Genomic DNA, 22,014 nt, shown 5'->3' with positions numbered 1-22,014 from the left:
CCTCTTAAAGAGGACGCGTTTTTTAAACTGCAGTAGATGCTGGTTTATCCTTCGGTAAAAAGAAGGCAATCAACAATAATAACGGTAATAAGGAAACGACCATCATAGTAAAATCAATCCCTTTATGATCCATTAAAATGCCGATAACCATCGCACCTATTGCTCCCATACCAAAGGCAAAGCCCGTTGTTAAGCCAGCCATTGTACCAATTTTTGTTGGTACTAGCTCTTGAGCATAGACTACCGTTACGGAGAAGCTAATCATAATCAATGTACCGATAATGACTAAAAATATCATAGCGGCCCATAATGGTACATAGGGCAATGCTAAACAAAATGGCATTGGCACTACCACAGAAAGAATAATGACATTCTTTCTACCAATACGATCTGATAAAGAGCCTCCGAAAAATGTACCTACTACCCCGAATGCCATGAAGGTGAATATTAATATTTGTCCTAGTCGCAGGCTGACATCATAGTGATCCATCAAATAAAACACATAAAAGCTTGTTATATTTGTTGTATAAAATGATCGTGCAAAAATAATTGTAAATAATAATGTTAACGCAATTCCTACTTGTTTCTTTGTTAAAGGAGGCAATGTTGAGATTAGTACACGTTTTTTCTTCGCTATACGCTCTTGCTCCAATTGTTTTTTATACCATGTAGCTATTTTACTCAATAAAATGATACCAAACGTTGCAACGACTAATACGATTGCAGCACCACGCTGCCCGAAAATATCAAAGATGTACGCACTAATTAACGGTGCAAGAGCTTGTCCTGAATTTCCTCCTACTTGATAGATAGACTGAGCAAGTCCTCTTTTAGAACCAGCTGCCATAAATGAAACTCGCGATCCCTCAGGGTGAAATATAGCTGAACCAAAGCCGATAAATAATACCGCAATAATAATAATCCAATACTGTGTTGTAAACGCGATAATGGCGATACCTATAAAAGAACTAATCATACCTATTGGTAAAGCATAGGGCATTGGTTTTTTATCACTGATAAAGCCTACAGCAGGCTGTAATGCAGAAGCAAATATGTTTAAAACAAAAGAAATCATACCAATTTGTGTAAAGGTCAAACCTAATTCACTCTTAAATATCGGAAACATCGCTGGGATAACAGCTTGCATCGTATCATTGATAAGGTGAGCAACACCGATTGCAACCATAATTGGATAGATTGGATTTGTTAAATTTAATTGTTTATTCATGTTGCCACCTCGCTCATATTTTGTTTATACAGGATTGTCGCATACTATCGACCATTTTGCACAAGCTATAGTTCGACAGCTGTAAAAGGAGTTGATATATGCATGGAAAGCTTTATTCATGCTCACTTTTGGGAAATGATTCTTCGAACAACACTTTCGTTTTTTGCATTACTCATTCTGGCACGTATACTTGGGAAAAAACAATTGGGCCAGTTAACATTCTTCCACTATATTACAGGTATTACATTTGGTTCGATTGCTTCAGAAATAGCCTCACAGGAAGAAACACCTTTTTTAGATGGTATGATATCCCTCGTTTGGTGGAGTGCTTTAACCTATTTGATGACCGTCATTACCATTAAATCTAAAAAGGCTCGTGTTCTCATCGATGATAAACCTACCATCGTTATTCAAAAGGGGCTTATATTAGAATCAGCTCTACAAAAAAATCGTCTTCATTTAGATGAGCTAACAATGATGCTACGTGAACAAGCCATTTTCTCTGTACAGGATGTTGAATATGCTATGTTAGAAACAAATGGTAAACTCAGTGTTTTACAAAAAACTTCTGAGCAAGTGGCTACGAAGCAAGATGTGAAAGCGGATGTATCACCACCTACTTATCTGCCTACGGAAGTCATTTCGGATGGTCAACTTATTACAGAAAATATAGTTGAGCTTGAGCTAACAGAAGATTGGGTATTGAAAAAATTGAAAAAACAAAATGTGCAATCAGTAGAAGAAGTTTATTTTGCTCAAGTCCAAACAAATGGATCCTTATACATTAGCCTAAAAGACAAATCGAGACATTCAAGCCCGTAATTGTTTGTCTCGTCTCTTTGTTAGTCGATCTTTACTATATCTAATGGTGTAATGATACCTAGTAATTTTTGATGTGGTTCGCCATGCTCTGTTATTAGTAAGGCCTCGAAGCGCCTTCCCCTTTCGACCCCTTGTTTAAAAATCTCCTCAGCCTCATAGATCGTTAAAGATCTGCTGACAAATTTGTAATTTACTCTATTTTTCTCATGCATTAAAATATCATGCAACGTAGGAATCCTTTTTGGTAGATGGTCACCACCCATTTTTGAAGCAAGCCAATTCGTAATTCCTACTGTCGTGATAAGCCCTTTAAATTGCTTATTATAATAAACTGGGAACTGCGTAAATTTGCGTTGGCGTATCACTTTTAGTACATGTTTCAATGAATCGTTTTCCTGAAAAACCAGTACTCTTTTACGGAACATTTGTCCCACAAGCGTTGGCTTAGCAAGGGTAGCATCTATGTATTCAATTCTTTCTACAACATCGGTATGTGGTTCTGCAATGACATAATGTAAGGAAGTACGGTGATGCACAATAGCATTACGTAAGTCGGCATATGAGCGTAAATCATCCTCATATTTCTTCACCAAGACATCCTTTTTCTTTGCTTGATCAATCAGTCTATAAAAAGCCATAAAATCCTTGGCTCCTACAATATCTCGTAATCTATGATCTATTCGATTAAACGCTGTCAGGAAACGATCGGAGTTTTCAGTCCCCACTTTTCTTGTACCTTCTTTCTCTATTCATCTATATATTTTCCGAGTTATTTGACAAATTTCGAGTTACACACCCATTATATTCCTAAGTTATAGAGATTCCAAGAATGTAGTTTTTAAATATAGAAATGAATTAACAATTCCCCCTTGAAAGTGACGTAATGTTATTTTATATACTGGCTGTAACAGAGAGGGGTATTAGTTATTCTGCTGACGATTCACCATGTTTCCAAGCAAACTGGCTTACTGTGAGGAGATTGGACTGTTACTTCCAACAGCAAAGACGGAGGATGGACAGAGGATTTACGGTGAAAATGCCCCAACAAATCGTATTTTTAAAGGCATCAGGATTCAAATTAAAAGAAATTCAAACTCTACTAAATAATTCATGGGCGTGGCAAACAAGTTAACTTTTATAGCGGAGGAACAAAAGAAATGACAACAGATGGAGAGTGCCATACTTGGATTAAAGAACGCTTCGGCTATTGAGGGAGGGCTAACAGAGTCCCTTATCCAGAAATTCATCCAGCTTTCGAATCCATAACAAGATAAAAAGCAAGCTTTCCGACAGCAAATTTTTGTAGCTGCCGAAATAGATCTCATTAACTTAGTGGTTACACAAGGAATCATTCTACTTGTTTTACATCTTTTATTCTGTGGATTTATGAATCAACCCTTAAGAAAAATTCAAACACTTTTTGATCAAAGTATAAGTTCTGCTCTTTCTTGGATTATGTTTTTTGTCGGGCTGATACTGCTTATAAATCGTGGGATGATTTAAAAATAAAAAACGGTAAAAACTCATCGCAAACTGGTTTTTACCGTTTTATCTTTTTTAGATTTTTGCCATAGACGCATTTCTTTTCATCATCGCGATCCCAATGCTAATACAGATAATTGTTAATGCCACAGTGATTATTAGGCTCCACCAATAGTCTGACATGTCCATTGCTCCTCGTACTAGCAAAATTCCATAGCTCGCTAGTTTCCAAGGAGATATTGTCCAAAAGATTCCCACTATCATATCTACGATTTGCCCTACAAAGATCACCGTAAATGCACATGTAGTAGCTATAACCGTTTTAAAACTAGCACTCATCAGTAATGAGACAGCTATTACAAATAACAGCCAAATATAGTACGTACAAAAACTAATTAGTAGTGCTCCAATGTCCAAAGTTCCATATAATATGCTTGTGTAATATACACTTGCAGCAAAGCCAGCTAAAATACTTACAAAACAAACTGTGCCTATAACAATAAACTTACTCATAAAGTAGGCACCATATGAAATGGGCCGTGCATATAAGAGGGTAGCCATGCCACTTGCTCGTTCTTTACTAATAGCCCCTACAAATGAAGCCATCATCACCAGTAAGCCTATTGTTTGAAACTGTCCAATAGAAGCTTGGAGTAAATCAACTGGCACTAATTCTGGCATTAGCATTTCAAAGCCCTCAGGTACATTCCCAACAGCATTTAATATATCCATCATATAATAGTTTGTTAGTGGATCACTCATTCCAAGCAAAGCAAACACGAGAGGTATCCATAAAAATTTCCAGCTCCGCCATGCTTCTCTATATTCCTTTTGCAGAAGTACTTTGAATCCACTCATGCTTTTTTCGCCACCTTCATGAAAATTTCTTCCAGAGATGCTGTTTGTCGCTCCACTTTTCGGATGGTATAAGGACATGCACTTAAACGTTGTAGCAGCTCCTTCATCGTTGGCTCCTCATTCACAACCTCAATATACACATAACAACCGATTATAGTATAGGATGGATCCGCAAAAAGCTTCGCCTCTTCTTCACTGCCAAATTCAATTACATAGTTTTGCTCATCAAAACGTTGCCGTACCTCACGTAATGTACCCTGTTCCACTAGTTTTCCATTTTGCAAAAATAATAGCTGGTCTGTCATTTCTTCCGCATCATTTAAAATATGCGTTGAATATAAAATGGTTGTCTCTTGTTGTAAACCTTTTAATAAATCGAGCACTTCTCTGCGTCCAACGGGATCTAACGCTGAAACTGGTTCATCTAATAGCAGTAATTTAGGCTTATGCACAATTGCCTGGGAAATACCAAGACGTTGCTTCATTCCCCCAGAAAAAGTGGCTATTTTTTTATGTAGCGCATCCCCCAACCCTACGAACTCTAATGTTTTTTGTGCTTCTAATTTAGCTTTTTTGGCTGCTACACCATTCAACCTAGCAGCCATTTCTGTAAACTCTAATGCACTTAGCCAAGGATGAAACTGCGGATACTGAGGTAAAAACCCTATATTCGCACGTAAATCTCCATTTAACATCCTTACACTTCCAGCAGTCGGTTTTAAGAGCCCTGTTAACATAGATAAAGTTGTTGTCTTGCCAGCTCCATTTGGTCCAATTAAAGCTGTTGAAGTCTTTTCTTCTAACACGAAATGAATATTATCTACAACTGTGTGCTCTGCAAATTGCTTGGTCAAGCCTGTAACTTGAAGTAATGTTGTCATGACTGCTTTCTCCCTACTATAAAGTACGCAATGGACCCTAATAGATTGGCAAATAGAATGATAAATACCCATAAAATTTTAGGACCATTTGTGGCATGGATTTTACGCAGATCAATAAGCGCTACGATCATTAATATAATTTGAACGATGATGAGCGGTGCGATAACCGCCCATGGAACCTTTGCTAATTCCTCCATCATACAGATCACCTCATCATTTGTTATATATTAACTATAACAACTTTGTTCTAATATGTATAGAACAAAATAAAATTTAATAAAAAAGATGCACCCTAATAGGTACATCTTTTTTTATTTATATAGTTGTTGCAATGCATCTTCCATTTTTGGGCGAATGGATACTTGTGGACGAGCTTTTTTAACTGCTGCTTCTGCTTCCTCTAATGAATTAACCATTCCCAGCTCCATTAATGCGGCTGCGGCGGCAACACCTGCACGTCCGCCACCACTTCCACAGTGAATATATACTTTTTGCCCGTCCTCGAAGGCTGATGCAATTTCTTTCGCTACTTGTTGAATAGATGATGCTACCTCAATCTCTTCATCTGCAATTGGCAAATGTTTATAAGAATAAGGAACTGTTTGCTGCTCTTGTGTGGAAAGCCCTTGAACACGAACATCTATCACAATATTTACGGATTCTTGTGCAAATGCAGTCTCAGCGTCTTTTGCGCCACCAAAGAATAGTCGATCTTCTACTAAAGCATCGTAGTTCTTTTCCATATTCTCCACATCCCACATGTTTATTTTAGTAAATGCTTAATGTCCTCATAATATGGTAGGGCAGTTAATGCACCTGCTTTTGTGGCAGCAAAAGCTCCTAATTTATTGCCGAAGCTTGTACAGCGCACGAGTTCTTCTTGCGTTGTAGGTAAGCCATTATAATGGACATCACGTAGTACGCCTGCCATAAATGCATCGCCCGCACCTGTCGTATCTACAGGTACTACCTTCTCCGTCGGCACATGGAGAACCTCACCATTAAGTACAGCATAAGTACCATTTTCTCCTACTGTGATTAAGATAATAGGCACTAAATAGCTATTGAGATGTGCAATGCCCTCTTCTAAGGTAGTTGTCTCTGTCAGGAAGAATAATTCATCATCCGTAACCTTTAAAATATCAACATCCTCAAAAAATGATGTAATCGTCTCTCGACAAATTTCCTCACTGCTCCAACGTAGCGGTCGAATATTGGCATCCATTGCAATAATTGCACCCTTATCCTTTGCCATTTCTACAGCAGCTCGCGTTGTGGCAAGTGCTGTTGGATGGAACATAGTACCTGAACATACTGTTAAAGCCGAAGCATGTTTAAAAGCTGCTTCATTTAGCTGTGATGGTTCCACTTGTAAATCGGGTGTTTCATCAACATAATCTTTAAAAATCCGCTCACACGCTTCTGTAAGATGCACATATACGCCACTTACTCGCTTTGCTGGATTAAATACGGCATAATCCAGTTGTACACCCTCTTGGGCAAGCCCATCTCGCACAAATTGAGAGCCTTCGTCATCCCCTGTAATAGTAATTAATGCCGACGGTGCCCCAATTCGGCTAATACCAGCTGCAACATTTACCGTTGCACCACCCATATATTTAGTAAATGATGTGTTTGTTACATCATCAGCAATATAGTCAATAAAAGCATCTCCATAGACTAATATAAAATCCTTCTCTTGCTTTGTCATGATTGTCCTCCAAAATGTCTAGTCATTATAGATTAACACGAAAATTGTCATTCTATCAATGACGCCGGGGCGTCATTGCGTCCAAATATTTCCGAGCTGACGAGTAGAAGTGAATCTATAACTGTCTGTCTATCCTGTGACAACGGTTGACTGATCTGCATCATACAAGCCTCTTTTCAAAATCTTTGATATCAGCTAGAGCCATTGTTTTAATTTAGTGTTTTGTTGAACACCTGCTGGATTAAGCTAATGGGTTTTACTTTTGTTAGTGGGCTATAAAATTTGAGTCAATCTCTATCTTTGTTATACTTGCCTATAGAAAGGTAGGGATTATCAAGATGAGTATTACAATTCGACAAGCGCAACCACATGATGCCCATGCCGTTGTGCCTCTTATTATCGATGCAATTGGTGAAATTGCTAATCGCTTAACTGGCGAGAAATCAGCTGAAGCTGTTATACAAGAACTGACAATTCTTTTTCAACGTGACGACAATCGACATTCTTATTTAAATACCTTTGTCGCTACTGAAGGAGAGCAAATATTAGGGATTCTCGTTTATTATCACGGTGCACAAGCCGTTCACATGGATGCTAACCTTGTTAAATGGCTAGAAGCAAAAAACGCTACATCCATTGTCATTGATCAAGAAGCACATGAAGATGAGGCATATATCGATACTGTTTGCGTAGCACCAGAAGCACGAGGTAAAGGAATTGGAACATTGCTATTACAATTTGCCGAAGAGCTAACAAAGCAGCGCGGCTATACAAAATTATCATTAAATGTTGAAACCCAAAAAGAAGATGCTCGCCGACTTTATGAGCGTTTGGGCTTTGTTATTACAGAGCCATGGTCCATAATCGATGAGCCATTCCATCACATGGTGAAACAGTTTTAGGAAGTGAAATATTTATATATGAAAACAAATTTTATTTACCCTCTTTTGATTGTCATTGCTTCTAGTAGCTACGGTATATTGTCAACGATTGTCAAAGTAGCTATGCAGCATGGCTTTACAACATCAGAGGCAGTATCAAGTCAGTATATAATTGGCTTTTTACTCGTTGTAGCCATTTTTATTTTTACAGACAGAAAATTACCGAGTCCATCCAAAAAGGGCTTACTTATTTTAATTTGTGCTGGAATTTTTACTGGGACGACAGGAATAGTGTATGGAGAATCTTTAAAATATCTACCCGCTTCTCTTGCGGTAGTCATGCTATTCCAATTTACATGGATTGGTCTGCTAATTGATTGTGCCCTACACAAAAGATTACCCAGTCGACCTGAAGTAATTTCGATCATTATCTTATTTGCAGGAACTATTTTAGCTGCTGGTGTATTAAATGTAGATTTAAGTGGCATCCCTATCCAAGGGTGGCTATTTGGCTTTGCAGCAGCCTTTACCTTTGCTTGCTTCATTCAATTCAATTCGCGGCCTGTCGAGGGAGTTACTACGACTTCTCGGGTATTAATCGTTTCCTTCGTAGCCCTTATTATGATTAGTATTTTCCTTAGCCCTGAGGTTATTTGGAATGGCCAATTATTCATGCAAGGCTTATGGAAATTTGGACTAGCACTAGGTCTTTTCGGTATCATTTTACCAATTTACTTATTTTCAATCGCTATTCCTAAAGTCGGTGGTGCGCTAGCTTCCATTTTAAGTGCCATCGAATTACCAGTTGCCGTTACAGTTTCGGTTATTGTTCTACATGAACCTTTAACCGCTGTACAAATCGTAGGGATTATTCTCGTTATTGCTGGTATGATGCTGCCAACCATTATTGCACAACGGCAACAAAAAGACAGCTTATTAGAAGCCCATTCATAAATCGACAAAAAACTCCTTAAAAATGGAATGATTCCTTTTTAAGGAGTTTTTTTGAATTTTGCTGAAATCGCATTGCTTACTGTTAAGTACTTAGCTATGATGAAGGCAAATGTAATTTTTTAATAATTCTAACATTAATCTTATCCTTTCGTATTATACTGCAATATGCAAGTACCTTACTTTATGAAAGGAGAAGATGATGAAAAAAACCCGCATTCTTGGTTTTTTCCTTGTGTTGATGTTTTTAGCTTTAGCTGCTTGTAACGGCAATAATCAGCAAAATTCTACAGATGGTGCAGCAAATAAAGACAAAACATCTGATGGTGATAAAACAGAAGTGGCAGCAACGACACCTTCAGGAAAGCTTGTCATTTACACAGGTCGTGATGAAGAAATGGTGCAAAATGTGATCGATCAGTTTAATGAAAAATACCCAGACATTGAGGTCGAGTTTTTAACGATGGGGGCACAGCAAATTTTAGAGCGCCTCCGCGGTGAAAAGGCCAATCCTCAAGCAGATTTTTGGTGGGGTGGAACGCAATCCGCTCTCATTGTTGGAGCAAATGAAGACTTATTGCATGCTTGGCAGCCTAGCTTTATCGGTGCCATTGATGCCTCACACAAAGATGCAGATGGACGTTGGTTTGGTGAGATGTTGCTACCAGAGGTCATTATGATTAATAGTGATTTACTGACAAAAGAAACAGGGCCTCAGGACTGGGATGACCTATTAGATCCTAAATGGAAGGATCAAATTCTAATTAGAGGTGTGCTTGCGTCAGGTACAATGCGCACAATTTATTCCTCTATGATTGTACGACAGGGAGACGATTCACCTGATAAAGGCTATGAATGGTTATTACAATTAGATGCTAATACAAAGGAGTATACACAAGATCCTAATGCCTTATATTTAAAGCTAACACGACAAGAAGGTAGTGTTTCTTTATGGAATTTGCAAGATATTTTATTAAAGAAATATACGACTGATTATCCTTTTGATTATATTTATCCAAAAAGTGGTGCACCTATTTTAGTAGATGGTGTAGCCGTTGTAAACAATGCGAAAAACTTAGACAATGCAAAACTATTTGTAGAGTTCTTATTTGAAAAAGAAATGGTGACACAATTGGCGAACGATTATTATCAAATTCCTACACGTTCTGATATCGATAAGGCTTCCATGCCAGAATGGTATCAGGAATTAGATTTAAAAACGTTCGATATTGATTGGCAGCTAATGTCTGACAAAGAAGCTGAATGGATGGAATATTGGGATAACAATGTAAAAGGGCGCGGCAAATAATAAAATAGGTAAAAATTCGACTTGTGCTGCGAATTTTTACCTTCCTGTATCATCTGCATTCTTTGTTAGAGAGGAGTTTATGATTGAGAAGTGTCAAAATTGAAAATGTCTCAAAGCAATTTGGTCAAGTGTATGGCGTGAATGATATAAATCTTGAAATAAAAGCAGGGGAATTTTTTACTTTTCTCGGTCCTAGCGGCTGTGGCAAAACAACCACTTTAAGGATGATTGCAGGCTTTTATTACCCTTCTAAAGGTAAAATTCTTTTTGACGATCGAGATGTCACTCGACTTCAGCCCAATAAACGCAATATCGGTATGGTATTTCAAAATTATGCTCTTTTTCCTCATATGACGGTTGATGAAAATATTGCCTTTGGTTTACAAGTGCGGAAATTTTCAAAGACCGAAATTCAATACAAGGTTGACCGCATTAGAGGACAAGTACATCTAGCAGCTTATGGTAACAGAAAAATAAATGAACTATCTGGTGGACAACAACAACGGGTTGCTTTAGCTAGAGCGCTTGTAATTGAGCCAGATATTTTATTACTGGATGAACCTCTATCCAATCTAGATGCTAAATTGCGTGAGGAAACACGTATTGAAATCAAACGAATTCAATCTGAGCTTGGCGTTACAACAATTTACGTTACCCATGATCAGATGGAGGCAATGGCTATGTCGGATCGAATCATGGTCATGGAGAATGGTTTGATCAAGCAAATTGGGACTCCTCAAGAAATTTATCATCAGCCTGAAGATCGTTTTGTAGCTAACTTTATTGGTGAAACCAATTTAATCGAAGGCACTATACAAGCCATTAATGGTGAAAATGTACAAGTGAGAACCTTAAATGGACATCTTTTGACTGGGCGAAAGCAATAAAGCTCCCCCTCTTTAACGCATATGATTGGAGACAAAGTGTTTATTTCTATTCGACCGGAGTCTATTCAACTAGGTACTGGTGATAATACGTTAACAGGAAAAATTACATTTGTTGAATTTACAGGTATTAGCGTCAATTACATTGTAGATTTTACGGCATTTTCACTTAAAGTAATGATTATTAATTCTTATGACCAAATAAAGAAAATCGGTGAAGACATTACAATCAATATGGCTCATGATTCACTGTACTTATTAGGGGAATAGGAGGAAGCCAATATGGGAAAACAGTCTGTCAATGCCTCTCAGGAAAGCGCGTGGACACGAATTTTTCAATCCAATTGGTTTGTTTATATTTTAATATCGCCATTATTTTTAGTGTTGTTCGCCTATGTGGTTTACCCCTTCTATCAAACATTTATCCAAAGCTTTGCTGGTGATGAGGCTTTCTTTCACTATAAAAAATTTTTTGATCTGGCGAGCCCAGCAAACTTAGAAGCTTTATGGACCAGTATTTATATTTCGATCATCAGTGTTATTTGCTGTGCAGTCGTTGGGGTTACGATGGCCTTTTTACTGGAGCGCTATAATTTCCCAGGAAGGCGTACACTGTCTATTTTAGTATTAGTTCCTATGGCACTTCCTCCTCTAGTGGGTGTACTTTCTTTTTCATTTTTATATGGCGATAGCGGTATTTTCCCTCGAATCTTTCAGCATCTATTCGGATTAGACCATGTACCGTTTGCATTGAAAGGCATTTGGGGAGTTGTCGTCGTTCATACCTTCACGATGTATACGTACTTCTACTTAACAGCTTCAGCTGCTATTAAGGGGCTCGATCCTGCTTTAGAAGAGGCTGCAACCAGTCTAGGTGCAGGGCGTATTCGCGTATGGACAAAGGTTATTCTACCAATGCTGACACCTTCCATTGTCGCTTCGTCCTTATTAGTGTTTATGATCTCAATGGCTTCCTATACAGCACCTTTAATGTTTGGTGTAGAGCGCACCATGACGATGCAAATATATTTATCACGTACAAATGGCAATCTTGAGATGGCTGCAACACAGTCGATGATTTTATCCTTTGTATCTATTACCTTTTTAATCATCATGCGTTGGTATCAGAATCAGCGAAATTATCAAAATCTCAGTAAGGGTATCAGTGTTCATCGTTCTGAGGTATCCTCTAAAAAAATTAAAGTTATGGCAACAATCGCATCCTTTGTTGGGACATTCATATTAATATTGCCGATATTAGTTTTGATATTGATATCTTTTTCTGTTGATGGTGCTTGGAAAACGCAAATTCTCCCGACCGACTATACGATCGATCATTATATTGCTCTTTTTACTGATGAGCGTACATGGCGACCTATTTGGAATTCCATTCAAATGGGTGTCATAGCAACAATCGGCAATATCATTTTTGGTGTCGCTGCTGCTTATGCTATGGTTCGGTTAAACTTTAAAGGGAAAACATTGCTCGATATTTTGATTATGGTACCTTGGGCTTTACCTGGTACTGTTGTAGCGGTCAATTTAATCGCTGCCTTTAGTACAGAAAGTATTTTTAGTTTCAATCAAGTATTGATCGGTACATTTTGGATTTTGCCATTAGCGTATTTTATTCGACATTTACCACTTGTTTTTCGATCTACTTCCGCCTCTCTTGTACAACTAGATCAATCGATTGAAGAGGCTTCACGTGGCTTAGGCGCCAATTGGTGGTATACATTTAGGCGGATTGTCGTACCGTTAACATTCACCGGAATTTTAGCAGGGACACTCTTAGCTCTCGTGCAAAGCTTTGGTGAGTTTGTTGCATCCATTCTAATATACAGTACATCCACTATTCCATTGTCTGTAGCGATATTCCAAAAATTATATGCATTTAAATTTGGGACCGCCTGTGCTTATGGTGTCTTACAAATTTGCTTAATTTTAGTTGTTCTTATTATTTCTGAAAAACTATCAAAAGGCAGTGCTGGTACAGCCATCTAGCTGCCAATCTATTAGGGGGCCATTACAATGTTTGAAGATTTTCGCAACAAAACGCAGCGGGAAGATGGGATGATATTCCCTTCTAACATCTATCGGAAAATTGTCTTACAGCCAGCTTATGATGAGGCGAAGAAAAATTTTTTAACAATCATGCTACAAATTAATATTGCTCATTTAAAAATGTTAGAAGAACAAGGACTCGTAAAAAAAGATGAAGCGAAACAAATTGGGATAGCTCTAAAAAAAATAGATTTAAATTATTATCGTTTAGAGGATTACAGTCCCCAATATGAGGATTTATTTTTCCGCATTGAAAATAAACTAATCGAGCTTGCTGGTGATGTTGCAGGAAATCTTCACATTGGCAGAAGTAGGAATGATATGGGGATCGCCATCTATCGTATGACCTTAAGGAAAAAACTATTATTATTAATGAACGAGTTACTAACATTACGTGATGACTTAATCGCGGCTGCAGAGGAACATATAGATACCATCATGATTGGCTACACGCATACACAGCAGGCTCAGCCCACAACCTTTGCCCATTATTTAAAAGCTGTTATTGACCAGCTTGAGCGTGATTTTGAGCGGATGCAGCATGTCTATAAAACTGTCAATCGCAGTAGTATGGGGGCGGCTGCCTTAACAACGACAGGCTTTAATATTAGTAGAGAACGGATGCGTGATCTACTGGCATTTGATGATATTATCGAAAATGCGTGGGATGCTGTTGCAGGCGCAGATTATATTGCTGAAGCGGCAAGTATTGTACAGCTTGCTGCACTCAATCTCGGCCGTACATCTCAGGATTTTTTATTATGGGCTACCCAGGAATTTAATGCATTCACACTCGCAAGTCCATATGTCCAGATAAGTTCCATAATGCCTCAAAAACGTAACCCTGTTTCCGTAGAGCATACACGTTCATTACTATCTGCGGTTGTTGGAGATGCAAGTACAGTATTACAAATGGTACATAATACACCGTTCGGAGATATCGTCGACACTGAAGATGATATGCAGCCCTATTTATGGCGTGCCATTGACCGTTTAAATGGTATTTACAAGTTATTTGGTTCTCTTGTTGTCACAATGGATGTTAATAAAAAGAAATTAAGAAACCGTGCAGAGAATAGCTTTGCCAATGTTACAGAGCTTGCAGATACATTAGTGCGTTCAGAGGGGATTTCATTCCGCCAAGCACATAGTATTGTTAGCAAATGTATTAAAGTTCTACTTGCCCATGGCGAAGAATCACTAGCAAGCCTTACATGGGGCCTTGCCAATACACAATCTAAATTGATTACGGGAAAGGAATTAGCTATTTCAGAAGAAGACTTTTATAAAACATTAAAGCCAGAATCTTTTGTTGGTGTGCGAACATTGCTAGGTGGCCCAGCTCCAGCCACAATGAAAGCAGCGCTCGAACGTTCAAAAATAAATGCTCAAAACCTTTATGAATGGGTCCGCTTAAAGGAAAATTCTATTATACAAGCAGAAAAGGAATTAACAGCCTTTCTTGAGGAATGGAATCAATGAAGGATTGGTTATTGATTATTGACGGTGGAGCAACAAAAACAGCATGTGCGGTCGTTCATGCTGAATCTGGTGACATTCACTATTCTACAACAATGCAAGGCTCGAATTATCAAGCCATTGGTGTCGAATCAGCTACAGCAAGATTACAAGGACTTTTAGCAAATGTAGAAACATTTTTGCAAAAGTACCCCCATTCTCAAATTGCTGTAGCTACCTTTGCGTTAGCTGGCATTGATTCTCCTAAGGATCATGCCACAGTAACGGCCATTGTTCAAAATGCCCTAAAGGCCACACAGCTACAAATCAAGACGCTAATTATTGAAAATGATGCGGAAGCTACACTACTTGGTGTGACTGCTGGACAGGCTGGTGCATTACTCATTGCCGGAACAGGAGCCATCGCCTATGCCTATGACGGGCAACGAATTGTACGTGCAGGAGGTTGGGGACATCGAGCTGGTGATGAGGGAAGTGGATATTGGCTAGGGCAGGAAGTAGTAAGAGCTGTATTTAAAATGGAGGATGGTCGTGGTGAACCAACAATCTTAAAAGAAGCCGTCTATCATTTTTTAAATATACAGGATGTAACAGAGCTTGCGGAATGGTTATTCCATCCATCCTATACGAATGCACAGCTGGCCAAGATGAGCTCATTTGTAGCAAAGGCAGTCGAGCAAGAAGATGCTTGCGCCATGCAAATATCACTACAGGCTGCCTACGAATTAGTTCTTCTAGCAAGCGCTGTATTGAAAAAAATGGGCTATCAGAATGGACCATTTACACTTTATTGTAATGGTGGTGCCATCAAGCATAATCCACTCATTTTAAAGACTTTTACGGAGGAAATCACCTTACTATATCCACAAATTGATATTAAACTTTGTCAGCATCAGCCTATTACTTATTTGATTGAACGTACAAAAAGGGCATATGACTATTTATAAGTCATTGCCCTTTTCATAGTGTAAAAAAACAAAACCATCTATTTTGTGAAAGATGAAGATGGATTTCCGTTGCAGGCTACTTGCTTTCCCGTGGGCTAGCGCCGAGCCGCTTCGTGTTTAGAGGCTCGCCAGTCTCGCGGGAATCGAGTAGCCTTCCGCTCCACCTCACAAAAGATTATCTTTTTAGAAAAAATTCCTAAGTAAAGTGAAGGCATTCACTACTTATTTATTGAGAGGTGTGTAACTAATCACTTCTCCACATTGAAAATAAGAGCCTATCCTTTCTCTAATTATACAAATATTTTGATCGCTACGGCTAGTATAAAAGAGAAGGAAAAGACACCTTTGCCACATGGATTTAGTGAACTGCCCCCTGGGAAGGACGCTGGCAGAACGGAAATTCCCCCCCCGCCTTTCAACATGGCTGTTTGTGCCGTTGACATCACCTTTTTTATGTTAAATTAGAGAGCCATTCTCTTCAATTCATTCGTTGTGAAATAGAGGAAGCCATCCTTCACAAATATATCCTTTGTATCTTCCCTATTTAGTACCTGTTCTCCACTACCGTCTGGACGAATTTTTGTTAAATACGCCCCCCGAGAGTAATTACTAAAGTATAGCCACCCATCCGAGTAAACGATGTATTGTGCACGAGTATTTGTGACACGCTTTATTTTACCTGTCTTTATATCAAGCACATACAACTTATTGTCATCAGAGATATTACTAAAATATAATTGATCGCCAGCCTGTGCTGGGAAGTCTATATCATGATAATAACTATACATTGTGCTTGTTGCCTTTGGATAATCCTCAGCAATCCACGTGTGATCTTTCGCCATTGTACGATCGTCTACTAAAAAGTATTGGTAACGAATGGCACCTTTGCGATCTGGTACTGGATCATTCCATGTCGTATCAAGGTGATACCACTGTCCATCCAGCTTGACCAAATTCCACGCATGTCCCTCTTTGCCGACATAGCCCACGATATATTTTGTTTCAATTCCCAGTTTTTGAAGCATCGAGTGAGCTAGTAAAGCATAGCCCTGACATACTCCCCCATGCTCGGCAAGTACGGTATAGGCACTATGTGGACTAGAATTTGTTTGATCTGTATAGGCAGTATTAGCGACAATATAGTCATTGACTGCTCGTACCTTTTCTACTTCTGTCATAGAGTCTTTACTGATTTTGCTGATGATTTCTTGGACATTCATCTCGACAAAAGCAGCCTGTTCTGGCGTCATTAAATAGCTCTGCTCTCCAAAAATAGTTGCCTTATTTCGCCCATATTCATAACGAATTGAATGCTTACTAACATGACCATAAACATAATCATCTCGTTCAATAGCATTGTTGTAGGCCTCTTCCACAATTTGTTCAATTCGTTGTGTATTACCTTTATATTGAATTTCAAAATTCGGTGAAAAACTACTATAATATGCATACATGGCATCAGCCATCTCTTTGGCATTTGTCACGACTAGCTTCGTTTCTGGTTTCTGAATTGGCGGCGCTTTAGGTGCTACCTCCGCTTCATGTATATCTTCTATAGGTATGGCTGTTTCTATGGAGGCATCGTCTGAAAGTCTAGCAGTAACATCTACGATTCTCTCCTTTGTTGAAAGAAGCATTGTTTCTATTTCGTCATTATTTGTCCAATCCAGCACCTGCTGAACGACTGCCTTACCAGCCATATAAATGGGATCAATAAAAATAATAATAATGGCAATAATAGCTAATTTCTTCCACAAATTCCTCACCTCCAACCGTCTTCTTTTCATTATATACAAAAAAAGCACAAAGAACTCACTTAAGGGTCCAATTGTGCTTGTTAATATTTGTTTGTTGACTTAATTAATTTTAAGTTTATATTCTTTAGTATTCATAGTATACAGCAAATCATTGTCATTGATCTTTAAATTCGTTACTGGCTGCTTAACTAGCACTTCAGCTTTTAATGTTTTCAAATTCAGCTTTGTCAAATACCCACCGTTACTGTAATCACTATAGTATAGATAATCATTAGTTCCAGTAATATACAATGCACGTTTATCTAATACTTTTGTCTTTTTCCCACTAGTCATATCCAGCTTATACAGTTTATCGTTATCTGCCGTATTGCTAAAATAAACAGCATTATTTAACTGATACGCAAAATGAACATTGTGCATATAACTGTATTTTGTGCTTGTAGCAGTAGGATAATCGGCTTTAACCCAAGTGTGATCTTTGTTAAGCTGACTGTCCGTCACTAAAAAATAGTCATATGAAGCAGCACCAACACGATTTGGCAAAGGATCATTCCATGTTGTATCTAAATGATACCATTTTCCATCTACCTTTACTAAATTCCAAGCATGTGCCTCGTTCCCATTCACAAAACCTATAACATATTTTGTCTCTATCCCAGATTGCTCTAACAAGGCTTGTGCAGCTAATGCATAACCTTGACACACAGCTTGTCCTTCAAAAAATAAAGCATAGGCACTATGTGGGCTTGCCTTTGTTTTTGTTCCATACATCGTATTCGATACAATATAATCGTTAATAGCCTTTACTTTTTGGAACTCTGTCATAGAAGGTTTGATAATATTTTTCAGTATTTGATTAATCTTTTTTTGTACAGCTACTTCTTGTGTTTGATTCGTCAGATACTTCACTTTATACGTTACATTTCCGAGAGAATCTGCAGAAACCGTCATACTTTCGAAATGTCCACTTGCATAAACAGCTTGTTGTTTAGCCTTTTCAAACGCATCCATCATTTCTTTTTTGAAATCACCCATCGGGCCTGTATACGTAAATTTTATTTCCGTCTCGAAATTTCGCATTTGCTTAGCAAGCTCTTTTGTCAATTGATCCCAAGTAACTACTGTTGAGTCAGCTACCACAGGATAAATTGGGGAAGTAATTTCTGTTTGTTTTGCATAGGCAGCAGTTGGGCTTAACATCAATAAAGTTGCTCCACATAACAACCATTTTTTCATCACTAATCACCTTCCCTTTGAATCTTTTGTTACTATTTAGCATAACAAAGAAAGTACCTACTAAGCTATCATACAAGTTCACTAACTAAGACTTTCATCTAAAAATATATCAACACTTACATGATATAAAATACCTAAAAACCAAATATAATTCTCGAATATAACTATTTTTTTGCAAAAAAATAAAACTCACCCCATTTATAGTGAGTTTTATTTGGATTCAGCTACTATTTTTTGTTCCGAAAATCGAGGTAATTATCTACTTTTCACAACCAAATTAACGGCTTCCTGAATGGCTTCATTCATTTTTTCGTCATCACCTTCAGCATTTTGGACACATTCTAATAAGTTTGTACTGACAATAACACCAACTGTACGATCTACAGCAGAGCGTACAGCCGATAGCTGTGTAATGACTGCCTTACAGTCCTTACCTTCCTCCATCATCTTCAAAATACCACGTAGCTGGCCTTCCATCCGTTTCACACGATTTTTCACTTGATCTGAATATTCCATAAACATTGCTCCTTCTTTCTATACTCGCTACGTCCTCATGAGTAATCGTTATTCTTTATCCTAGCTCATTATTTCAAATTTAAACCTAGCCATTCCTTGGTTTTAAATAATTCATCAGCATTCTTGTGATTATAGTGCTTGCATTGGTTATTTCATCGTACTGGATAATTGTATTTTTCTTTAAACGTAATTGCCCAATCTCTACCTCAAAAATTGGACACTTTCTTTTCAGTGCCGCAACTAGCATATTTGTATCATAATCATAGCGTTCGCCTTTCACCTTCATCAGCCAAGGCAACTCATTTATCGATATATATCGCAAACCCGTTTGTGTATCCATTAATTTTCGATGATACAGTAACTCAAAAAATAGGCTTGTTGCACGATTTCCCCAATAAGAAAGAAATGAACTATCGGCAGAATGGAAATTACGTACCCCTAGCACAATACCTTCTGAAAACACCTTTGTCATCGTTAAGACAAGCTTAACATCTTGCAGTGCATGCTGCCCATGTGCCCCCACTGTAAGGACACCATGACACTCTCCTTTTTGCTCTCGGATAAATGCAAAGGCTGTCTTCAATGCACCACCTTTTCCAATATTGCGATCATGCTGCAATACTTGACAACGATCAATTTTATTTAAATCTTCAAAAATATCTTTATATCTTTGATCACTCCCATCATTGACAATGACAATTTGTGTAATGGTCGTTGCTAATAATTGATGTACATAGGTAATGAGTGATTGTTGTGGATTATATGCTGGAATAATAGCTGCAATATTTTTCATTTCGATCCCCCACCTATAGGCTGACGGGCTCTCCGTAGCTACGAATTTCCCTTATATCAAATAGTATCATGTCACAGCAACAATTCAACTGATGAATCCCATTAAAACTTATCAATAATATAGATTTTTCTCCGATATATGTACAAAGAGATTTAGAAGAGGGGCTTTCAACTGGCTCGAAGAAAATTAGACGCAATGATGCCGAGGCATCATTGATGAAAGAGGTGAGGGTGATTGTTATGCATTACGAAATTCTTGAAGAACAATGTCAGAAATTAAAGCAGCTGTCCTTCACAAAATTAGCAAAAAACCTACAGGATGCAAGTTTGCTCGCTATTTCAAACCCAGCTACATCTTTACAAAAATCTCTTTTTGTATTGGAAGAAATTCTTTATGAGATTTATCGGCTGGAAATGCATACTGAACCTAAAACGAAAAATATCCGTACACTATTAAATAATCGAAGTTTTGTTGCGCAAATTCACCCTCGTCGGATTTATTTATTAATGAATTTAGTTCATAAAATGACAAGTCATAATAGTAACGACATTGTGGAAGCCAAAGCGGCAAAAATTGTTTTGGATTATCTTAGCGATATTGTGGAATGGTTTATGAAACGCTATGATCGTAGTTTCAAGTCAGCAAGTCTAACTCCTCACACTACAGAGCTTCCAACCATATTGGATAAGAACATACTCCAGCACAATCAATCGCCAGAGGCTTATACACATGCAGCCAAATGGTTTGAAAGGGCAGCGCAAAACGGTGATGCCAGTGCACAATATAATTTAGGAACTCTTTACAATCACGGGCGAGGGGTGAAAAGGGACTATAAACTTGCGAAAGTATGGTATGAACGAGCTGCCGCACAAAATGACGCAAATGCCCACTATAGTCTAGGCGTACTCTTTCATTTAGGGCATGGGGTTGGACAAGATTATAAGGAAGCCGCGCACCATTATCAAATTGCGGCAGATCTCGGAAATGCAGATGCGCAATATAATTTAGGTGTCCTTTATAATCAAGGTCTAGGCCTTTCGCAAAACTTTCATGAAGCGGCTAAATGGTATACTTTAGCAGCCAACCAAGGCAATACAAGTGCTCAAAACAATTTAGGCTTCCTTTATCATAATGGCACAGGTGTCGAGCAAAGCTACGCAGAGGCCATCGCTTATTTCGAAATGGCTGCCTTAGCGGGCGATGCCAGTGCACAGTATAATCTCGGCTATATGTACCTTAAAGGTCGTGGTATTGTTCAAAACCTTGAAGAAGCGGTGAGATGGTTTCATATGGCTGCTTTACAAGACCATGTGAACGCAGAGTTTCAATTGGCTATGCTCTACAATACGGGACAAGGAATGACGAAGGATCATCTAGAAGCCTTAAAATGGTTCAAGCTAGCAGCATATAAAGGACATTTAAATGCACAGTACTGTCTCGGCTTACTGTATGAAAAAGAACAGGATCTTGTTTCAGCAGAAAAATGGCTTCTACGAGCAGCTGACAATGGGCATATTAGCGCCGGCTTCGAGCTAGGTCGGCTTTATGTCTATCAGCAAAAACAGCCTGCTAAAGCTATGTCATACTTTAAAATTGCTGCTAACAAAGGCTATGCTGATGCTCAGTATGAACTTGGTCTATTACTGACATTAGGAGTTGATATACCTATAAACTATACAGAGGCTGTAAAATGGTGGCGAGCCGCAACGGATCAGTCACATATTCAAGCGGAGTATCAATTAGGCTTACTGTATGAGCAGGGATTAGGGGTTGCTATGGATCTTGAAGAAGCACGCAGATGTTATCGACTAGCTGCTATTCAGGGCCATGCAGGTGCTCAATATCAACTTGGTAATTTATTTGATAAAGGGAAAGGTGTTAAACAGGATTACACGGAGGCAGCTAAATGGATTGAACAAGCAACGTCACAAGGGCATATAAAGGCACAATATCAACTAGCTCAAATGCACATTCATGGACAGGGTGTACCGAAAGATTTTGCAAAGGCTGCCCAGCTTTATCGATTGGCTGCTAATCAAGGACATCAAAAGGCTCAATTTCAGCTTGGTATGCTCTACAAAAAAGGGCATGGGGTTGCACAAGATTATCAAGAGGCTGAAAAATGGCTGAAAAAATCGCTTGAAAATATTAAATAGACAGTTTAAAACCTACCGTATCATGAATTGTGATACGGTAGGTTTTTCTCTTGCTTCGG

19 protein-coding genes and 1 pseudogene are annotated in these 22,014 nt (G+C 38.4%); 9 read left to right on the top strand and 11 right to left on the bottom strand.

The window, feature by feature from the left end:
- Window positions 1-22: 22 nt before the first annotated feature.
- Window positions 23-1,228, bottom strand: a complete 1,206-nt coding sequence (locus MKY46_RS00775) for an MFS transporter (protein WP_036125084.1) — start codon at window positions 1,226-1,228, stop codon at window positions 23-25.
- A 102-nt stretch (window positions 1,229-1,330) separates the two neighbouring features.
- Between MKY46_RS00775 and MKY46_RS00770 the strand changes: the two genes are divergently transcribed.
- Entirely contained in the window at window positions 1,331-2,050 is a 720-nt protein-coding gene (locus MKY46_RS00770; RefSeq protein ID WP_080717103.1) for a DUF421 domain-containing protein, read from the top strand.
- A 20-nt stretch (window positions 2,051-2,070) separates the two neighbouring features.
- On the opposite strand, the gene MKY46_RS00765 is transcribed toward MKY46_RS00770, so the two are convergent.
- The 6 genes from MKY46_RS00765 to MKY46_RS00740 form a co-directional block, all read right to left on the bottom strand.
- On the bottom strand, window positions 2,071-2,775 hold the full coding sequence (locus MKY46_RS00765) for a CBS domain-containing protein (RefSeq protein WP_036125082.1): 705 nt from the start codon (window positions 2,773-2,775) through the stop codon (window positions 2,071-2,073).
- Between the two features lie 832 nt (window positions 2,776-3,607).
- A complete protein-coding gene (locus MKY46_RS00760; RefSeq protein ID WP_036125077.1) occupies window positions 3,608-4,390 on the bottom strand; it encodes an ABC transporter permease in 783 nt (260 codons plus the stop codon).
- Window positions 4,387-5,271, bottom strand: a complete 885-nt coding sequence (locus tag MKY46_RS00755; RefSeq protein ID WP_036125076.1) for an ABC transporter ATP-binding protein — start codon at window positions 5,269-5,271, stop codon at window positions 4,387-4,389. Before MKY46_RS00755 ends, MKY46_RS00760 begins: the two co-directional genes overlap by 4 nt.
- Window positions 5,268-5,471, bottom strand: coding sequence for a PLDc N-terminal domain-containing protein (locus tag MKY46_RS00750; protein ID WP_004233126.1), 204 nt, complete (start codon window positions 5,469-5,471; stop codon window positions 5,268-5,270). Before MKY46_RS00750 ends, MKY46_RS00755 begins: the two co-directional genes overlap by 4 nt.
- Before the next feature lie 111 nt (window positions 5,472-5,582).
- Complete coding sequence (locus tag MKY46_RS00745) at window positions 5,583-6,014, bottom strand: protein-tyrosine phosphatase family protein (RefSeq protein WP_058843787.1); 432 nt, start codon at window positions 6,012-6,014, stop codon at window positions 5,583-5,585.
- A gap of 20 nt (window positions 6,015-6,034) precedes the next feature.
- Window positions 6,035-6,982, bottom strand: a complete 948-nt coding sequence (locus MKY46_RS00740) for a carbohydrate kinase family protein (RefSeq protein WP_036124949.1) — start codon at window positions 6,980-6,982, stop codon at window positions 6,035-6,037.
- Window positions 6,983-7,320: 338 nt separating this feature from the next.
- On the opposite strand from MKY46_RS00740, the gene MKY46_RS00735 reads away from it, so the two are divergent.
- The 7 genes and pseudogenes from MKY46_RS00735 (at window position 7,321) to MKY46_RS00705 (ending at window position 15,497) form a co-directional block, all read left to right on the top strand.
- Window positions 7,321-7,884, top strand: coding sequence for a GNAT family N-acetyltransferase (locus MKY46_RS00735; RefSeq protein ID WP_036124951.1), 564 nt, complete (start codon window positions 7,321-7,323; stop codon window positions 7,882-7,884).
- 18 nt (window positions 7,885-7,902) lie between these two features.
- Window positions 7,903-8,817 carry an EamA family transporter gene (locus MKY46_RS00730; RefSeq protein WP_036124953.1) on the top strand — a complete coding sequence of 305 codons (915 nt, stop codon included), beginning with the start codon at window positions 7,903-7,905 and terminating at the stop codon, window positions 8,815-8,817.
- 199 nt (window positions 8,818-9,016) lie between these two features.
- Window positions 9,017-10,123, top strand: a complete 1,107-nt coding sequence (locus MKY46_RS00725) for an extracellular solute-binding protein (protein WP_036124955.1) — start codon at window positions 9,017-9,019, stop codon at window positions 10,121-10,123.
- A gap of 83 nt (window positions 10,124-10,206) precedes the next feature.
- Window positions 10,207-11,277 (top strand): annotated as a pseudogene (locus tag MKY46_RS00720) (ABC transporter ATP-binding protein).
- Window positions 11,278-11,289: 12 nt separating this feature from the next.
- Window positions 11,290-13,011, top strand: a complete 1,722-nt coding sequence (locus MKY46_RS00715) for an ABC transporter permease (RefSeq protein WP_036124960.1) — start codon at window positions 11,290-11,292, stop codon at window positions 13,009-13,011.
- 27 nt (window positions 13,012-13,038) lie between these two features.
- The gene (gene argH, locus MKY46_RS00710; protein ID WP_036124962.1) at window positions 13,039-14,553 is read left to right on the top strand and encodes an argininosuccinate lyase; all 1,515 of its coding nucleotides are present in this window, start codon (window positions 13,039-13,041) and stop codon (window positions 14,551-14,553) included.
- Complete coding sequence (locus tag MKY46_RS00705; protein ID WP_036124964.1) at window positions 14,550-15,497, top strand: N-acetylglucosamine kinase; 948 nt, start codon at window positions 14,550-14,552, stop codon at window positions 15,495-15,497. Before argH ends, MKY46_RS00705 begins: the two co-directional genes overlap by 4 nt.
- Before the next feature lie 461 nt (window positions 15,498-15,958).
- Here MKY46_RS00705 and MKY46_RS00700 read toward each other — a convergent pair whose 3' ends face one another.
- From MKY46_RS00700 to MKY46_RS00685, 4 genes are all read right to left on the bottom strand, one after another.
- On the bottom strand, window positions 15,959-17,263 hold the full coding sequence (locus MKY46_RS00700) for a transglutaminase domain-containing protein (RefSeq protein ID WP_340833611.1): 1,305 nt from the start codon (window positions 17,261-17,263) through the stop codon (window positions 15,959-15,961).
- Window positions 17,264-17,353: 90 nt separating this feature from the next.
- Window positions 17,354-18,490, bottom strand: a complete 1,137-nt coding sequence (locus MKY46_RS00695; protein WP_036125886.1) for a transglutaminase domain-containing protein — start codon at window positions 18,488-18,490, stop codon at window positions 17,354-17,356.
- 255 nt (window positions 18,491-18,745) lie between these two features.
- The gene (locus MKY46_RS00690; RefSeq protein ID WP_036125888.1) at window positions 18,746-19,006 is read right to left on the bottom strand and encodes a metal-sensitive transcriptional regulator; all 261 of its coding nucleotides are present in this window, start codon (window positions 19,004-19,006) and stop codon (window positions 18,746-18,748) included.
- Window positions 19,007-19,091: 85 nt separating this feature from the next.
- Complete coding sequence (locus tag MKY46_RS00685) at window positions 19,092-19,799, bottom strand: glycosyltransferase family 2 protein (protein WP_036125890.1); 708 nt, start codon at window positions 19,797-19,799, stop codon at window positions 19,092-19,094.
- 239 nt (window positions 19,800-20,038) lie between these two features.
- Here MKY46_RS00685 and MKY46_RS00680 point away from each other — a divergent pair, with 239 nt between their 5' ends.
- Window positions 20,039-21,955, top strand: a complete 1,917-nt coding sequence (locus MKY46_RS00680) for an SEL1-like repeat protein (RefSeq protein ID WP_340833609.1) — start codon at window positions 20,039-20,041, stop codon at window positions 21,953-21,955.
- Window positions 21,956-22,014 lie beyond the last annotated feature (59 nt).

This window comes from Lysinibacillus sp. FSL M8-0355 (genome assembly GCF_038008985.1).
GTDB lineage: Bacteria > Bacillota > Bacilli > Bacillales_A > Planococcaceae > Lysinibacillus > Lysinibacillus fusiformis_D.
This window is presented reverse-complemented; position numbering and strand designations above follow the sequence as displayed.

Bases quoted from the DNA above. Each gene is read 5' to 3' on its own strand.
- MKY46_RS00745 (WP_058843787.1), bottom strand. From the start codon at position 6,014: ATGGAAAAGAACTACGATGCTTTAGTAGAAGATCGACTATTCTTTGGT.
- MKY46_RS00770 (WP_080717103.1), top strand. From the start codon at position 1,331: ATGGAAAGCTTTATTCATGCTCACTTTTGGGAAATGATTCTTCGAACA.
- MKY46_RS00690 (WP_036125888.1), bottom strand. From the start codon at position 19,006: ATGGAATATTCAGATCAAGTGAAAAATCGTGTGAAACGGATGGAAGGC.
- MKY46_RS00705 (WP_036124964.1), top strand. From the start codon at position 14,550: ATGAAGGATTGGTTATTGATTATTGACGGTGGAGCAACAAAAACAGCA.
- MKY46_RS00775 (WP_036125084.1), bottom strand. From the start codon at position 1,228: ATGAATAAACAATTAAATTTAACAAATCCAATCTATCCAATTATGGTT.
- MKY46_RS00735 (WP_036124951.1), top strand. From the start codon at position 7,321: ATGAGTATTACAATTCGACAAGCGCAACCACATGATGCCCATGCCGTT.
- MKY46_RS00685 (WP_036125890.1), bottom strand. From the start codon at position 19,799: ATGAAAAATATTGCAGCTATTATTCCAGCATATAATCCACAACAATCA.
- MKY46_RS00695 (WP_036125886.1), bottom strand. From the start codon at position 18,490: ATGAAAAAATGGTTGTTATGTGGAGCAACTTTATTGATGTTAAGCCCA.
- MKY46_RS00740 (WP_036124949.1), bottom strand. From the start codon at position 6,982: ATGACAAAGCAAGAGAAGGATTTTATATTAGTCTATGGAGATGCTTTT.
- MKY46_RS00680 (WP_340833609.1), top strand. From the start codon at position 20,039: ATGCATTACGAAATTCTTGAAGAACAATGTCAGAAATTAAAGCAGCTG.
- MKY46_RS00725 (WP_036124955.1), top strand. From the start codon at position 9,017: ATGAAAAAAACCCGCATTCTTGGTTTTTTCCTTGTGTTGATGTTTTTA.
- argH (WP_036124962.1), top strand. From the start codon at position 13,039: ATGTTTGAAGATTTTCGCAACAAAACGCAGCGGGAAGATGGGATGATA.
- MKY46_RS00760 (WP_036125077.1), bottom strand. From the start codon at position 4,390: ATGAGTGGATTCAAAGTACTTCTGCAAAAGGAATATAGAGAAGCATGG.
- MKY46_RS00730 (WP_036124953.1), top strand. From the start codon at position 7,903: ATGAAAACAAATTTTATTTACCCTCTTTTGATTGTCATTGCTTCTAGT.
- MKY46_RS00755 (WP_036125076.1), bottom strand. From the start codon at position 5,271: ATGACAACATTACTTCAAGTTACAGGCTTGACCAAGCAATTTGCAGAG.
- MKY46_RS00715 (WP_036124960.1), top strand. From the start codon at position 11,290: ATGGGAAAACAGTCTGTCAATGCCTCTCAGGAAAGCGCGTGGACACGA.
- MKY46_RS00750 (WP_004233126.1), bottom strand. From the start codon at position 5,471: ATGATGGAGGAATTAGCAAAGGTTCCATGGGCGGTTATCGCACCGCTC.